The 15,190-nt window shown below is 57.6% G+C and carries 12 protein-coding genes and 3 pseudogenes; 10 read left to right on the top strand and 5 right to left on the bottom strand.

The window, feature by feature from the left end; genetic code table 11:
• Positions 1-624 precede the first annotated feature (624 nt).
• Positions 625-1,290, bottom strand: a complete 666-nt coding sequence (locus C4S63_RS09435) for a TetR/AcrR family transcriptional regulator (RefSeq protein ID WP_035248720.1) — start codon at positions 1,288-1,290, stop codon at positions 625-627.
• A 162-nt stretch (positions 1,291-1,452) separates the two neighbouring features.
• On the opposite strand from C4S63_RS09435, the gene C4S63_RS09430 reads away from it, so the two are divergent.
• From C4S63_RS09430 to C4S63_RS09405, 7 genes and pseudogenes are all read left to right on the top strand, one after another.
• Positions 1,453-2,628 (top strand): acyl-CoA dehydrogenase family protein, encoded by a 1,176-nt coding sequence (locus C4S63_RS09430; protein WP_063508267.1) that lies wholly within the window; start codon positions 1,453-1,455, stop codon positions 2,626-2,628.
• 56 nt (positions 2,629-2,684) lie between these two features.
• Entirely contained in the window at positions 2,685-5,672 is a 2,988-nt protein-coding gene (locus C4S63_RS09425) for a peroxisomal multifunctional enzyme type 2 (RefSeq protein WP_200819534.1), read from the top strand.
• 23 nt (positions 5,673-5,695) lie between these two features.
• A complete protein-coding gene (locus C4S63_RS09420; RefSeq protein WP_063508269.1) occupies positions 5,696-6,877 on the top strand; it encodes a lipid-transfer protein in 1,182 nt (393 codons plus the stop codon).
• Between the two features lie 148 nt (positions 6,878-7,025).
• A pseudogene (locus C4S63_RS09415) lies at positions 7,026-7,400 on the top strand (iron-containing alcohol dehydrogenase); the annotation flags it as partial.
• 19 nt (positions 7,401-7,419) lie between these two features.
• Positions 7,420-7,581 (top strand): annotated as a pseudogene (locus tag C4S63_RS09410) (integrase core domain-containing protein); the annotation flags it as partial.
• A 194-nt stretch (positions 7,582-7,775) separates the two neighbouring features.
• Positions 7,776-7,902 (top strand): annotated as a pseudogene (locus C4S63_RS17520) (LysR family transcriptional regulator); the annotation flags it as partial.
• A 189-nt stretch (positions 7,903-8,091) separates the two neighbouring features.
• Positions 8,092-8,661: a LysR substrate-binding domain-containing protein gene (locus C4S63_RS09405; protein ID WP_231866110.1), complete on the top strand. Its 570-nt coding sequence runs from the start codon at positions 8,092-8,094 to the stop codon at positions 8,659-8,661.
• A 74-nt stretch (positions 8,662-8,735) separates the two neighbouring features.
• Here the strand turns inward: C4S63_RS09405 and C4S63_RS09400 are convergent, their stop codons facing one another.
• From C4S63_RS09400 to C4S63_RS09385, 4 genes are all read right to left on the bottom strand, one after another.
• The gene (locus C4S63_RS09400) at positions 8,736-9,659 is read right to left on the bottom strand and encodes an alpha/beta hydrolase (protein ID WP_103917423.1); all 924 of its coding nucleotides are present in this window, start codon (positions 9,657-9,659) and stop codon (positions 8,736-8,738) included.
• 233 nt (positions 9,660-9,892) lie between these two features.
• Positions 9,893-10,207 (bottom strand): helix-turn-helix domain-containing protein, encoded by a 315-nt coding sequence (locus C4S63_RS09395; protein ID WP_052042919.1) that lies wholly within the window; start codon positions 10,205-10,207, stop codon positions 9,893-9,895.
• A gap of 450 nt (positions 10,208-10,657) precedes the next feature.
• Positions 10,658-11,875 (bottom strand): site-specific integrase, encoded by a 1,218-nt coding sequence (locus C4S63_RS09390; protein WP_103917422.1) that lies wholly within the window; start codon positions 11,873-11,875, stop codon positions 10,658-10,660.
• Between the two features lie 292 nt (positions 11,876-12,167).
• Positions 12,168-13,031, bottom strand: a complete 864-nt coding sequence (locus tag C4S63_RS09385) for a YicC/YloC family endoribonuclease (RefSeq protein WP_063508272.1) — start codon at positions 13,029-13,031, stop codon at positions 12,168-12,170.
• Positions 13,032-13,179: 148 nt separating this feature from the next.
• Between C4S63_RS09385 and rph the strand changes: the two genes are divergently transcribed.
• Genes rph through C4S63_RS09370 form a run of 3 tightly spaced genes read left to right on the top strand, consistent with a single transcriptional unit; the run spans position 13,180 to position 15,188 of the window.
• Positions 13,180-13,896 (top strand): ribonuclease PH, encoded by a 717-nt coding sequence (gene rph / locus C4S63_RS09380; RefSeq protein ID WP_062814910.1) that lies wholly within the window; start codon positions 13,180-13,182, stop codon positions 13,894-13,896.
• A gap of 9 nt (positions 13,897-13,905) precedes the next feature.
• Positions 13,906-14,568: an orotate phosphoribosyltransferase gene (gene pyrE, locus C4S63_RS09375; RefSeq protein WP_062814909.1), complete on the top strand. Its 663-nt coding sequence runs from the start codon at positions 13,906-13,908 to the stop codon at positions 14,566-14,568.
• 2 nt (positions 14,569-14,570) lie between these two features.
• Positions 14,571-15,188: a hypothetical protein gene (locus tag C4S63_RS09370; RefSeq protein ID WP_103917421.1), complete on the top strand. Its 618-nt coding sequence runs from the start codon at positions 14,571-14,573 to the stop codon at positions 15,186-15,188.
• The last annotated feature ends 2 nt before the right edge of the window (positions 15,189-15,190 follow it).

Genomic DNA, 15,190 nt, shown 5'->3' with positions numbered 1-15,190 from the left:
CCGGTTTAAAGGAGGGATCCACTGGCATGGCCTCCTTGAGAGCATCGGCTGGGTAAATTGTAGTGAGATAGTTAATTTGACACTACATCTGAATGTACGATCACTCATTGGGGCCTAAGGTGGATGCCTGTGTGGAAAGGAAAATATTATAGAGTGTTGGAGTCTCTTCAGTGGGACGATCCTGGCTGTGCTGGCGATTTTCCATCGTTCGATGACTTGTCGTGAGGGCTGCGATACACTGCTACTCGCTAGGGGTTCGGGCCCCATCTTCAGGTTATTTTTGATGGGCTAACCGTGTTGGGCAACACCTTTTTCGACTTTGTACTTTTATTTAAATCAGCTGGTTAGGCTGTATTTCAGTCCGGCTTCTGTAACCGTACTGAAAGTGTAGTAATTGGTGTAGCCAGCCTCTTCCCTGTCTTGGAAATTCCACTGACTTTGCCCATAAACACCTGTGCATCAGTCGTAGCGATACTCGGGTACCTTTGTATTATTGGCGTATGCTCAACTGAGGATACCCCTGTCTGCCATTATCGCTGCTAGCCAGGGGCGAAATGCTGTGACATATCGAGTATTGGATAAGCGATACGTTGACATAAACATGGCGTGCTGAGATAGCTACCGTCAAACATCAGTCAGCGGTAGATCCCACCTGGGTGGATAAGGGGGCGGTGTCGTTACGCCCGCCCTAGCTCGCAAGTGAAGGGCAAGCGTGTCACACCAAAGCTTCAGATAACGGTCAAACAGCGCCTTGTCCGCAACGATGTGCAGGTCCTGTGCCATGCCGCGCAATAGCCATTGCGTCAACATCATCATCGAGCGCACATCGGTATCTTCCTTGGTGGCCTCCAGGTAGTGATCGGCTGCGTTACCCACGATGAAATAACTGGATGTCCAGACGCGCTGCAAAATGGCGGCGAGTTCCTGATCGTGCTGGCTGGCGGTCAGTAGCTGCATCAACGGGATGTATTCCGGTTGATCAAAGACATTTTTCCAGGCGCCAAAGATCAGCTCTTCCAGTCGGTCCTCAGAGCCGTGCAGCTTGGCAATGGCTTTGCCCAGTTGAATATATTGCTGGCGAATCAGTTGCTCGGCAGCAGCGGCAATCATGGCGGCTTTGCTGTGGAAATGGTGTAGCGGTGCTCCCCGGGAAACGCCAGCGACCTCGATGATGCGACTCACTGTCGTGCCTGCAAATCCGTCCTTCTCAAGACACGTGAGTACCGCCTGGATGATGCGTTCTCGCATGGCATCGCTACGTTGTTCCTGGGTTCGTCGCTGTGCCTTCATGACGTTATCTGCCTGTTGTCGGGTTTGCTTTCTCTGGCGTAGGATGCTGATTCTAAACGATATATAGCTTATGCGCGCGAACGATTAAAAACAAGTTGAACGTACGTATTGTAAGTTATAGAGTTCTTGTCATGTTTATGAATCAACAGTGGAAAACCTGTAATGAGTGACGTGCATGTACCGGCGGCTGTGTCGCCAATGATTCCCCGTACCCTGTTCAATGAAGACCATGAAGCGTTTCGCGCCACCGCTCGACGTTTCTTCGAGACGGAAATTGCCCCTTATCACGAGAAGTGGGAAGAGCAGCAGCATCTCGATCGCGAGCTGTGGAACAAGGCGGGTGAGCTTGGGCTGCTGTGTGCCACCATGCCCGAGGAATACGGTGGCTGCGGCGTTGACCGCCTCTACTCGATGATTCTTATGGAAGAGCAGGCCCGGGTGGGTGATTCGGCCAGCGGCTTTGCGCTGCATTCGGACATTGTTGCCAACTACATCAACAACTTTGGCTCCCATGAACAGAAAAGCCAGTGGTTGCCCAAAATGGCCACCGGTGAAGCGGTCACTGCCGTGGCCATGACCGAGCCGGGTACCGGTTCCGATCTGCAGCGCATCAAGACCACTGCCACCCTTGAGGGTGATCACTATGTGGTGAATGGCTCGAAAATCTTTATCACCAACGGTTACCTCTGTGACATGGCGGTGGTGGCGGTGCGAACCGGGCCGGCGGATCTGGGAGCACAAAGTGTATCCCTGATGATTATCGAGGCGGATCGCGAGGGCTTCTCCAAGGGCAAGCCGCTGAAGAAAGTGGGCATGCGCGGGCAGGACACCTGCGAGTTGTTCTTCGACAACGTCAAGGTGCCTAAGGAAAACCTGCTGGGCGCCGAGGGTATGGGCTTTATTGCCTTGATGAAGGAGTTGGCCTGGGAGCGGATGATGATCGCCATCATCTGTGCGTCGGCTGCCGAGCATGCGCTGGCAACCACCGTGGAATATGTGAAACAGAGGCAGGCGTTTGGCAAGCCGGTGGCGGCGTTCCAGAACACCCGTTTTGAACTGGCCGAGATGCGTTCTGAAATCCAGATTGCGCGGGTCTATGTGGATCGCTGTATGGAGTTGGTGGTGCGCAATGCCTTGTCCCCCGAGGCAGCCTGTGCGGCCAAGTACTGGGTGTCCGATTTGCTCAGTAATGTGGTTGATCGCTGTGTGCAGCTACACGGTGGCTACGGCTACATGCTCGAGTACCCCATCGCCCGCGCCTATATCGACACCCGTGCCAACCGCATCTACGGCGGCACCAACGAAATCATGAAAGAACTCATTTCCCGCTCTATCTAAAGATTTTCCCGGGCTCGCGCGGCAAGTGGGCCCGGGAATGAAAAGAGGAAAGCATCATGGCAGAACGTCGTTTTGATGATCGTGTGGCCATCGTCACCGGTGCCGGGGGCGGGTTGGGCCGCCAGCATGCACTGACCCTGGCCGAGCGCGGCTGCAAGGTGGTGGTTAACGATCTGGGTGGTAGTGCCCACGGTGATGGCAAGTCATCGTCCGCCGCAGACAAGGTGGTGGAAGAGATCCGGGCCATGGGGGGAAAAGCGGTTGCCAACTATGACTCCGTGGAAAACGGCGAGTCGATAGTGCAGACCGCCCTGGATAACTTCGGCACCGTGGACATCGTGGTCAACAATGCTGGCATCTTGCGTGATGTGAGCTTCGCCAAGATGTCGAAGCAGGACTGGGACCTGGTGCTAAAAGTCCACCTGGAAGGCTCCATGAGCGTGACCCATGCGGCCTGGCCGATCATGCGCGAGAAGGGCTATGGCCGCATCATCATGACCACCTCGGCAGCGGGCCTGTATGGCAACTTCGGTCAGGCCAACTACTGTGCCGCCAAGCTGGGACTGGCCGGGCTGGCCAACTGTCTGGCCGAGGAAGGGCGCAGCAAGAACATTCATGTGAATACCATCGCGCCGATTGCCGCCTCGCGGCTGACGGAAACCATCATGCCGCCGAATCTGCTGGAAAACCTGAAGCCGGAAGCGGTCAGCCCACTGGTGGCCTGGTTGTGTCATGAAGACTGTGAAGAGACCAAGGGCATCTTCGAAGTGGGCGCCGGTTACATCAGCAAGCTGCGCTGGGAGCGCACCCAGGGCAACAACTTCCCGCTCGGCAAGGCATTCAGCGTCGATGATGTGGCCCGTCGCTGGGACAAGATCACCGATTTTACCGACGCGGATCATCCGTCCAACGTCAACGAATCCTTCTCGCCGATCCTCGACAACATCAATAATCCGTCTCTGGGCGGCAACGAGTTCATCGATCTGGATGTGGCCAGCAAGGAAAGCGTCGAGCTGGAATCGGCCTATGATGAAAATGATTTGTCGCTGTACGCGCTGAGTGTTGGCGCCGCCCGTGACCCGCTCGATAAAGATGAACTGAAATTCGTCTACGAGCTGGGCGGCAATTTCCAGGCGTTGCCCACCTATGGCGTCATGCCGCAGATCGGCGCGATGCTGAAAGCGGCGAAGGAAGGTGCGCTGACCTTGCCGGGGATGAACTTTGGTTTTGACCGCTTACTGCATGGTGAGCAGTACACCGAGATCAAGCGGCCACTGCCGCCGCATGCCAAGCTGAAACACACCTTCAAATTCAAGAAGGCGCTGGACAAGGACCCGAACGCAGTCGTCACCTTCGCCATTACTTCCACCGACGAGAACGGTAACGAGGTGGCCTACAACGAGATGACCTCGTTCGTGAAAGGTGCCGGTGGCTGGGGCGGTGAGCGTGGCGATTCCGGCGAGATCAATGTGCCGCCCGCCCGCGAACCGGATGCGGTGATCGAGGAAAAAACCGACGCCAACCAGACATTGCTGTACCGCCTGTGCGGTGACTGGAACCCGCTGCATGCGGACCCGGCGTTTGCCAAGGCCTTTGGCTATGACAAACCGATCCTGCACGGGCTTTGTACCTTTGGTTACGCGGGCCGCCATGTGATCAAGGCGTTCAGCAATAACGATGGCCGTTACTTCAAGAGCATCAAGGTGCGCTTTGCCAAGACGGTGTTCCCGGGTGAAACCCTGGAAACACGCATGTGGAAGGAATCCGATAACCGCATCATCTTCGAAACCTGGGTGAAAGAGCGTAACGAGGTGGTGCTGAAGAATGCCGCCATCGAGCTGTTCTCCGAGATTCCGGCAGAGGCGCCGGTGCCGGAGCAGGCTTCCGCCGAGGAAGATTCTGCGCCGCAGGTGGAGCAGGCGGTGACGCCTGACGATGTGTTCGCCGCGGTGGCGACCTACATCGAGCAGAAGCCGGAACTGGTCGACCAGACCGGCACCAGTTTCCTGTTCGAGTTCAGCAATCCGGATCAGCAGTTCTTTATTGACCTGAAAAATGCACCGGGCGCGGCAGGGCCGGGCACGATTGACAAACCGGACGTGACCCTGGCACTGGACAGCGAGCACCTTTCCACCGTGTTTGGTGGCGATCTCGCTGCCGTGCAGAAACTGTTCTTCGGTGGTGAGCTGAAAATCTCCGGCAACGTGATGGCCTCCAACAAGTTGACCGTGTTGCAGGACATGGACCCGAAACTGGCCGAACAGGAACGCGACAAGCGTGTGGCTGACGGTGGTGGTTCACAAGCTGCCGCCGCACCGGTCGAATCGCAGGAGCCGACCATGGCGGATGTGTTCAGTGCCATCGGCCACTTCATCGCCGACAACCCGGACCTGATCGAGAAGACCGGCACCAGCTTCCAGTTTGCGTTCAGCAACCCGGATCAGGATTTCTATATCGATCTGAAGAATGCACCGGGCACCGCCGGGCCGGGGCAACTGGACAAGGCGGATGTGACGCTGGAACTGGATACCAAACATGCGCCGACCCTGTTTGGCGGTGACCTGGCCGCCGTGCAGAAACTGTTCTTCGGTGGCGAGCTGAAGATCGACGGCAATGTGATGGCCTCCAACAAGCTCACCGTGTTGCAGGGCATGGACCCGAAGCTGGTGGATCAGGCGCGGGACAAGCGACTGGCCTCCGGCCAGCCGGACACCGCCGCCGCGCCACCGAAAAAGCAGAAAGAACCGCAGGCGGAAAAAGTGCTGCCGCAGCTGGCGGAAAAATTGTCCGCCATCGGCGGGCAGGGTGGTGTATTGCAGATCAAGGTACAACGCCCTGACAGTGCCTGGTTTATCGACCTGTCCGATTCGTCGCCTGCTGTCTCCAGCGGCGAAAAAGACGCTGCGGCGGTGATGACACTGGACGACGGCAAGCTGGCCGATCTGATTACCGGCAAGGTGGCCTTGCGCGCCCTGTATCAGCAAGGCGACATGCGCGTGGACGGTGATCTGTCGCTGGTACGCAAACTCGAACAAATCCTGTAACACCCGAATTCGGAGAAACGACAATGAAACGTAGAGTGAATGTAATCGGTGTCGGGATGACCAAGTTTGCCAAGCCCGGTGCCAGCGATGATTACCATGTGATGGCAAAGGCTGCAGGCCTCGCCGCCATGAAGGATGCCGGCATCCAGTACAGCGATGTGGAGCAGGCGTTCTGCGGTTATGTCTACGGCGATTCCACTTGTGGTCAGCGCGCCGTGTATGAGCTGGGATTGACCGGTATTCCTGTGGTCAATGTGAACAACAACTGCTCCACCGGGTCGTCGGCCCTGTTCCTGGCCCGCCAGGCCATCGAGGGCGGCTTGGCCGAATGTGTGATTGCGCTCGGTTTCGAGAAAATGGAACGCGGGGCGCTGGGCTCCAAGTTCAATGATCGCGAAAACCCCATGAGTCAGCATGCGCAGGTGATGATGGATGCGCAGGGTTTCAACCAGGCGCCGCCGGCGGCACAGATGTTCGGTGGCGCGGGCCGCGAGTACCGGTGGCAGCACGGCACCAAACGGGAAACCTTCGGCAAGATCGCCGAGAAGGCGCGCCGCCATGCCGGCAACAACCCCTACGCGCTGTTCAACCAGGTGCTGTCGCTGGAAGAAATCATGGCGTCCGACGAGGTGTTTGATCCGCTCACCCGCTTCCAGTGCTGTCCTCCCACCTGTGGTGCCGGTGCGGCGATCCTGTGCTCGGACGAGTTCGCGAAAAAGCATGGCATTGAGAATCCGGTGTATATCGCCGCCCAGGCCATGACCACGGATTTCGCCAGCAGCTTTGACGAAAAATCCATGATCAAGATGGTCGGCTACGACATGACACGCGCGGCTGCAGAGAGTGTGTACGAGCAGGCCGGCATTGGTCCGCAAGACATCAATGTGGTCGAGTTGCATGACTGTTTTACCGCCAATGAGCTGCTCACTTATGAAGGCCTGGGTCTGTGCCCGGAAGGCGGTGCGGAGCAATTCATCTGGGATGGTGACAACACCTATGGCGGCAAGTATGTGACCAATCCATCCGGTGGCCTGCTGTCCAAGGGCCATCCGTTGGGCGCCACCGGGCTGGCGCAATGTACTGAGCTGGTGTGGCAGTTGCGCGGTCAGGCGGACAAGCGTCAGGTAGACGGTGCACGGGTGGCCTTGCAGCATAACCTCGGTCTGGGTGGTGCCTGTGTGGTAACCATGTATCGCAATGACTGAGTACCGTAAAGACTGAACTGTCACATACAGGGTGCCGGCCTGCCGGTTCGCAGGCCGGCTTCCCTGTTAAGGAGGTCCGGGATGAATGCGGTAACGACAAAAAGTAAAAGCAAGGTAGTAAAGGCCAGCTTCTCACCGCGCCGGTCTTGGCTACGCCCACGGCATTGCCCACAACTTCGGCGCCCACTATCACACGCCCCATGGCCTGGCGAATGCCATTGTGCTGCCTCACGTACTCGAATATTCCGCCCCCGCCTGCATTGAGCGCCTGGCCGAACTGGCCCGCGTCAGCGGCCTGGAGCAGGGCGGTGAAACCGATGAAGCGCTGGCAGGAAAATTCATCAAACGTGTCCGCGAACTGAAACAGGAGCTTGGCATTCCCGAGAAGCTGGACGCATTGCGCAGCGAAGATGTTCCCGACATTGCCAGGGCTGCATTGCAGGAAGCGCATTTCAGTTATGCGGTACCGCGCTATATGAATCAGACGGTGTGTGAGGCACTGTTGAAGAAGATGCAGGCCTGAGGTTTTGTGGAAACGGGGACAACGATTTAATCGAACGACATGGCGCGAGTGGCTGGATCTCCACGAGTTCACCTGCGTTGCCCATGCCCAGCTATTAACCACACAGTGGCGGTGGCAATACAATAACGGATGGCCCAATTCGGCCATTGGCGGAGTGCCTCCGGCCCGATTGCTACAGTGACTCTATACTCAAACGAGCGATGAAAAATGGGTGGATTACACCTTCATGGATTGCTTCCTCAGTGAGCCCGTAGAACGATTCTGCTTTCCGTGATAGACGTCGGTGACACGCATGAATCACTAAATCTGGCACCCCTCCGCGCTTCATGCTTTCATGATCAATACCGAATCAGCCATTAGCGCAGCTAATTAGTCATGAAAGAGAACCTGAACGATCTGATCGCCTTTATGGCCGTGGCTCGGGAACAGAGCTTTACCCGCGCCGCCGCCGGGCTGGGTGTGTCCCAGTCCCCTCAGTCAGACCCTGCGTAACCTGGAGGAGCGGCTGGACCTGAAGCTGCTCAACCGCACCACCCGCAGCGTCACCACCACGGAAGCCGGCGACCGGCTGCTGGAACTGGTAGGGCCGGCGCTGGACGATATCGACGCCGGGCTGGCGGAGCTGCACTCGCTCAAGGGCAAACCCGCCGGCACCGTACGCATCACCGCCGATGAATTTGCCGTCTCCACCGTGCTGTGGCCAGCCCTGCAGCCCCTGCTGCGTGACCACCCGGATATCAAGGTGGAACTAAGCGTGGACTATGGACTGGTGGATATTGCCAAGGAACGATTCGATGCCGGGGTACGCCGCGCCGGACTGATTGCCAAGGACATGATTGCAGTACCGATCTGCCCGCCGATCCGCATGGTCGTGGTGGGCTCACCGGACTACTTCAACCGACACACGCCACCGCAAAAACCCCAGGACCTGGTGGCACACAACGCCATCAACCTGCGCCTGCCCACCCAGGGCGGCGTCTTCCCCTGGCTGTTTCAGGTACGCAAGAAAGAAGTGAAAACCCACACGGAAGGACAACTGGTATTCAACAGCATCCTGCAAGTGCTGCAAGCGGCCAAAGACGGCATGGGCCTGGCCTACCTTCCAGAAGCCCTGGCCCAGCCGGGACTGGACGACGGCAGCCTGATCTCCGTGCTGGATCGCTATAGCCACACCTTTCCCGGCTATCACCTCTATTACACCAGCCGCCGCAAGGCCTCCACTGCCTTTGCCATGGTGGTTGATGCCTTGCGCCTTACCTGAGAGCTCTCGAAACCAATCGACCGAATATAAAAAAGGGCGACCAACCTGGCCGCCCTTGATGCTGTCGCGATGTGTTACAAGTGATCCTGATAAAACTGCTGCAGTTTTGCCAACGCCTGATCCACCGCTTGCGGCTGATCGTACAGGTCATAATGGCTGGCACCATCGACCACCAGCAGATCCTTGTTTTTCGACGCCGCACGGCCATACAGCTCGTAGCCATCCCGGTGAGAACCGAAGGCCCCGGTCTTGCTGCCGATGATGACTTGCAGCGGCTGGGTCAGCAGATGCTCAGCCAGATGGAACGCATCGAAGGCCACTGCCGGTGCCAGCCCTGAGAAACGCAGCTTGTTGGGGGAACCCGGCTGCTGCCCGCGCGGCGTGGTGTAGTAATCCACCGCTTCCACCACATCAATATCGGTAATGCCTGCCTGCTCACACTCGTCTTTCGAGTTGGGAATATAGCCGGTGATCAGCGGCTCCGCCCCACGGGCCTCGGCGGTACGCTGCTGGCCAATGGCCTCCAGGGTCTGGATCGCTGCATTCGGGGACATATCCCCCTCGCGCATCAGCCGCCCATAGTTGGCCGCCACCACGGTGCCCACCGCCTTGATACGACGCTCCGTCATGGCCGCATGCACGGCATAACCGCCACCGCCACAAATACCCAGCACCCCGATGCGGCTCTCATCCACAAAATCCTGGGTCACCAGATAGTCCACCGCACAGCGGAAGTCCTCCACCCGGGTCGCCGGGTCTTCCAGAAAACGTGGCTCGCCACCACTTTCCCCCTGGAAGGACGCATCAAACGCCAGCGTCACATACCCAATTTTCGCCAGCCGGGCGGCATAGATCGCACCGGAGGTCTGCTCCTTGCAGCTACTGATCGGGTGCGCACAGATAATCGTGGGGTACTGCCGGGACGCATCAAAGCCTTCCGGGAAGTACAGATTGGCGGCCACATCGACATTACGGTTCTTGAAGCTCACAGCTTTCATGGTCTTACCCTCTTGTGAATCCATTAGGTTGGTCAGTGACTATGGGATTCACGGTAGCAAGCGGGGATTGTTCTGATTAGATGGCAATTTAAGGAAGGGGTTATTAGCTTAGCCAATGAATTAAGGCAGTACTACATTTTCGACACTGCGCTTTACTGCATGATGCAATATCTTCCCAGATCTCTTATTTCGTACCCCAAAGGGGGGTAGGCCAGCTCCATGTCTACGAGCACCTAAACCCCACTCTCAATCGCCAAACTAGACCGCATCATCGCCTTGTCTCGATCTGACGGAGCACCAAAAAGCTTGTGGTAGTCGCGGCTGAACTGGGACGGGCTTTCATAACCGACCAGGTAATCAACGCTGGCCACGTCCTGCTCGCTGAATAGCAGCCGCCAGGCTTCCTGCAAACGCACCCGCTCCTGGAACTGCACCTGGGTTAGCTGGCTGATGGTCTTGAAATGCCGATGAAAAACGCGGGGCTTATATTCGGCATAGCGGTCAGCTCCCCGACTTTGAAAGACTTTTGATAATTCGCATGCATCCAAGTCGTGACCCGACCGATGCGAGTGATGTCGCTGTCTTTCTGCCGATTTGGTGTAACGCCGCCGCCCCCCCCCCAGCGGCGAGCACAACAGGCTCCAACAAATTTCCCTGCGTATAAGCGGCGCCATCTTTTCGCAAGCGGCCAGTATCTTGAGCGGTTATAGATTGACTAAACAACCTGGCTGGCAAAAATGAATCCGAGGCAGAAGCGACAACCTGTGGCGCTAGGGAGCTGGATCAGGTTAAAAGATTATGCATAAGCCATTGGGCGGCGCAGGGTAGCAGGACAGCGATTCGTGGCCACATTTGCTGTTGTGTGATGCAGGCTGCTGATTGTCCAGAGGTGTCCAAGCGAGTCCATCAAAATCCCGATTCTTTGTATAGGTTGTAGTTCAGGGTCTTGGCTTATGGTTGTCGATAGTCAATAAATACAGCCTAAACACACCTGTACATCATAGGTGTATTAAGGCTTCTATGGCGTTGGCTACTCGCTGGTGAGCTATTTTTCGCTCCTCAAAATAATCATACCGATCATAAATCCCCTCAACCCCCTTCAGCTTGTGATTCAAACACCTCTCCGCCACATGGCTCGGCACACCTTCCGCAGCTGCGAGGCTGCGGAAGGTGCGTCGCAGGTCGTGGATGGTGAAGTGTTCCAAGTCGTCCATTTTGTTGGGTGGCTGCACCTTTCGGCCAGGCTCTCGGCCAAATAGCTTGGAAATGGCGCGATTCAGGGTGTCAGGGCCCATGTGGGGGCGTTTGCTGGCCCGCCTGGCAGGGAACACATACGGCGAGCCGCAGGCGTGGCCATGCAGTACCGTTAGCCACTCGATGGCCTGGGTTGGCAGGGGGATGGTGATCGCTGCGCCAGTCTTGCTGCGGTCTTTGGAGAGATCCCAGATTCCGGCCTCGAGGTCGAATTCTTCCCAGCGGGCCTCGCATAGCTCGCTTTTTCTCACGCCTAGCACCAGGAACAAGCAGCAGGCCCGATAGTTGTCTCGACCAAAGCTGCTGATGTGCTCCCGGAAGACCCCAAAGGAATGTTCGATTTCTTCCAGCGTCAGGGTGCGCTCCCGGCTGGCTTCGACGCCGCCGGCGTCGCTGACGGTGAAGGGACTGGCCGGGTTGTTCTGGCACAGGTCCAGTTTGATGCCATGACGAAACAGCTGCTTCATGTACATCAGGGTGTCATTGGCGATGGTGGGGCGGTTGCTGCGCTGAACGCGCTGCAGGACTGCCCGGATATCCCTTGGGGTGACGTCGGCAATCGGGTAGAGGCCGATCACCGGGTGGATTTCTTTCTGGTAGATGCGCTTGGGGATGTTGGGGTGTTTCAGGCGCCGGGACAGATCGGTCTCATGCCAGTCCTGGAAGAGGTCTTTGACGGTGCGGATGTCGGGCTGGACAACTTTGGCCCTTTCCTGGATTGGGTCGGTGCCCGTTCGGATGCCTTGCTTGGTCAGCACAGCGGCTTCCCGGGCGTCACCCAGGGACATCTGGGGGTATTGGCCCAAGGTAATCTCGTGGCGCTTGCCTTGGGCGCTGTAGCGCAGCATCCAGTAGGGCGTGCCTGACTTGCGCACGCAGAAATAGAGGCCGCCACCATCGGTATGCTTCTTGGGGGCCTGCTTTGCCAGGGACTTGATCTGAGTGGCGCTGAGTTTGCTCATTTTGACCTTGTGGCGTTTGAGCCTATAAAAACAGGCTGCCCACCACTTTTTTTTTGTTGATTAAAGAGAAAAATTCTCTGTTATCAATGGTATGCAGGCAGTCTCTTGATGGCTGCCCACCATTTCAGGTCAATATAGGTGTCAGGGAGGGAAAAGTCACGTTTTTGCCCACCATTTTGCCCACCACTTTTGTCTGGATAGTGGTGGATGGCAGTGGATTTCCATGGATTGAGTTTCGAATTTAATTCTTTAAAAACAACGTATTAAATACGATTATGGACTTACCTGGATTTTACTCGATATTCTGGATCTGCTCCCGCATCTGCTCGATGAGCACCTTGAGTTCCACCGCCGCCGCTGTGGTTTCACTGTCCACGGACTTGCTTGCCAGGGTGTTGGCTTCGCGGTTGAGCTCCTGCATCAGAAAATCCAGCCGGCGACCGATGTGGCCGCCCTTCTTGAGGATGCGGCGCACTTCGCTGACGTGGGTCACCAGCCGGTCCAGTTCTTCGTCCACGTCCATTTTCTGGGCCAGCATCACCAGTTCCTGCTCCAGCCGGTCCGGGTCCGGCGAGTCGATCACATCCTGAATGCGGGTACGCAGGCGCTCCCGCTGAGCGTCCTTGATGCGGGGAATGGCGGCTTTGACGATCTCGATCTGGGTACCGATGCCATCCAGCCGGTCGACGATCAGCTGGCCCAGTTGCTCCCCTTCCCGGCGGCGGGTGTCGACAAGGGCTTCCAGGGCCTCATCCAGCAGGGACAGGGACTCGTTCTGTAGCAGCTCCACATCCAGCTGGCGGGTACTGAGAACGCCGGGGTAGCGGAGGATTTCCATGGGATTCACTTGCCCCGGGTGCTGGACGATGTCGCCCACCCGGCGGGACACGTCGGAAAGCTGTTTGACCAGCTCCTCGTTCAATTCCAAGGATGCCTCACTGTCGTCCTGCTGGTAGCGCAGGGTCACTTCCACCTTGCCCCGGGCCAGGGCCTTGCGGCATTTCTCGCGCACGCCGTTTTCCAGGGCGCGCAGCGCATCGGGCAGACGCGGGCTCACTTCCAGGTACCGGTGGTTCACGGCTTTGATCTCCCAGACCAGGCTGTAACCTTCCAGATGACGGTCGGCGCGGGCAAAGGCGGTCATACTGCAGATCATGGGTGAACCTCGAAACAGCTGTTGGGACGGACCCATAGTCTAGACCACAGGGCCCGGTGTGGCCTAATAATGCGCCAGGCAGGCAGACCGGCCCCTGCCTTTGCTACAATGGCGGCCCTTTTGCATTCTAGATACTTCAGGAGTTTCCATGCGTCCTTCCGGCCGAGCCCACGATCAGCTGCGTGAATTGAGCTTTACCCGCAACTACACCGTTCACGCCGAGGGCAGCGTGCTGGTCGCTTTCGGTGATACCAAGGTGCTCTGCACTGCGTCCGTGGAGGAGGGTGTGCCGCGCTTTCTGAAGGGCAAGGGCCAGGGCTGGATCACCGCCGAGTACGGCATGCTGCCCCGTTCCACTCACACCCGTTCCGGTCGCGAGGCATCCCGGGGCAAGCAGGGTGGCCGAACCCTGGAGATCCAGCGACTGATCGGCCGCTCCCTGCGTGCGGCGGTGGACATGAAAAAGCTGGGTGAGCGCACCATCTTCCTGGACTGCGACGTGCTGCAGGCCGATGGCGGTACCCGCACGGCTTCCATTTCCGGCGCCTGCGTCGCTCTGGTGGATGCCTTTACCCACTTGCTGGAAACCAAGAAGATCAAGGATGACCCGCTCACCGGGTTGGTCGGTGCGGTATCCGTGGGGGTCTACAACGACGAGCCGGTGCTGGATCTGGATTATGCCGAAGACTCCAATGCCGGTACCGACATGAATGTGGTGATGACCCAGCAGGGCGGCTTTATCGAGATTCAGGGGTCCGCCGAGGGGGCCCCCTTCACCCGCGAACAGTCCGATACCCTGCTGGGCCTGGCGGAAAAAGGCATTGGTGAAATCATTCAGGCCCAGCAACAGGTGTTAGGTTGGTAAGGACGGACCATGAAGAACTACAAGAAGCACTTTCTGCGTTTTGCCCAGGAGCGTGAGGCGCTCAAATTCGGTGAATTCACGCTGAAATCCGGTCGCAAAAGCCCCTATTTCTTTAATGCGGGCACGTTCAACACCGGAGAGGCCCTGGCCAGGCTGGGTCGCTATTATGCGGACGCCATCGTCGCATCCGGGCAGGAATTCGATATGCTGTTCGGTCCGGCCTATAAAGGCATTCCGCTGGTGGCCGCGGTGGCGGTGGCACTGGCAGAGCACCATGGCCGGGATCTGCCCTGGGCCTTCAATCGCAAGGAAGCCAAGGATCATGGCGAAGGCGGATGGCTGGTAGGGGCACCCTTGCGGGGCCGAGTGCTGGTCATTGATGATGTGATTACCGCAGGCACCGCCATTCGTGAAGTGGCGGCCCTGTTCGAGAAAACCGAGGCGACCATGGCGGGGGTCATGGTGGCGCTGGATCGTCAGGAGTGTGGCAAAGAGCCTTCCGAGGCCGGCAAGGGTCTGTCGGCGATTCAGGAAGTGGAACAATCCCTGGGGGTGCCGGTGGGCAGTATCGTGGCGATGAACGATATTATTCACTGGCTGGAGCAGCAACCGGACAGTGAGCCCATGGTGTACCGTATGCGGCAGTACCGGGAGCGTTATGGAGTGGAATAATAATGAGAAGAATTGCTCTGGTTCTGGTGCTGATGGTGTCTGCGCCTGCCTTGGCGGGTACCGGCCAGCGTGCCAGTGAGCGCATGCCGGAAGGTGCCTATTTTCGGCATTTCAGTGCTGACGGGGTCATGCATCTGAATCGAACCCTGACTAGTGATGCCATTCGCAGCGGTTATCAGCTGCTGGATGAGCATGGCCGCATTCTGGAAGACGTTGAAGGCGTTAACCTGAATGATGAAGAGGCCCGCAAGATGCGCCTTGAGCGCGCGCGCCAGGCCCGTGAAGACAAGGAATTGTTGCGTATGTATGCGGGCCCGGAGGATGCGGTGCGTGCCCGCGATCGCAAGATTGATGCGCTGAACCTCAGCATCAGCTATGAAGAGAACAGCCTGGCCCAGCTGCAGATGAAACTGGATGAGGAGATTGCCGTGGCAGCCCGGAATGAGCGTGCGGGCCGGGAAGTGCCGGAAGTCGTCCAGCAAGCCATTGAGCGACTGAAACGCCAGATTGAGATGACGGAAGAAAAGCTGCAGGAATTTGAAATCGACATTGATGCGGCGAAAAAAGAATTTGCCCCGATCATCCAGCGATTGAAGGAAATCGAGAACGCAGAGTCTTGAAC

Origin of the sequence: Alcanivorax sp. DSM 26293 (genome assembly GCF_900107995.1) — a bacterium.
Taxonomy (GTDB): domain Bacteria; phylum Pseudomonadota; class Gammaproteobacteria; order Pseudomonadales; family Alcanivoracaceae; genus Alcanivorax.
The sequence above is the reverse complement of the archived record's forward strand: the minus strand, read 5'-3'. Positions and strand labels throughout refer to the sequence as shown.

Excerpts from the sequence above, each read along its gene's own strand:
- C4S63_RS09435 (WP_035248720.1), bottom strand. The coding sequence starts at position 1,290 with ATGAAGGCACAGCGACGAACCCAGGAACAACGTAGCGATGCCATGCGA.
- C4S63_RS09430 (WP_063508267.1), top strand. The coding sequence starts at position 1,453 with ATGAGTGACGTGCATGTACCGGCGGCTGTGTCGCCAATGATTCCCCGT.
- C4S63_RS09425 (WP_200819534.1), top strand. The coding sequence starts at position 2,685 with ATGGCAGAACGTCGTTTTGATGATCGTGTGGCCATCGTCACCGGTGCC.
- C4S63_RS09420 (WP_063508269.1), top strand. The coding sequence starts at position 5,696 with ATGAAACGTAGAGTGAATGTAATCGGTGTCGGGATGACCAAGTTTGCC.
- C4S63_RS09400 (WP_103917423.1), bottom strand. The coding sequence starts at position 9,659 with ATGAAAGCTGTGAGCTTCAAGAACCGTAATGTCGATGTGGCCGCCAAT.
- C4S63_RS09390 (WP_103917422.1), bottom strand. The coding sequence starts at position 11,875 with ATGAGCAAACTCAGCGCCACTCAGATCAAGTCCCTGGCAAAGCAGGCC.
- C4S63_RS09385 (WP_063508272.1), bottom strand. The coding sequence starts at position 13,031 with ATGATCTGCAGTATGACCGCCTTTGCCCGCGCCGACCGTCATCTGGAA.
- rph (WP_062814910.1), top strand. The coding sequence starts at position 13,180 with ATGCGTCCTTCCGGCCGAGCCCACGATCAGCTGCGTGAATTGAGCTTT.
- pyrE (WP_062814909.1), top strand. The coding sequence starts at position 13,906 with ATGAAGAACTACAAGAAGCACTTTCTGCGTTTTGCCCAGGAGCGTGAG.
- C4S63_RS09370 (WP_103917421.1), top strand. The coding sequence starts at position 14,571 with ATGAGAAGAATTGCTCTGGTTCTGGTGCTGATGGTGTCTGCGCCTGCC.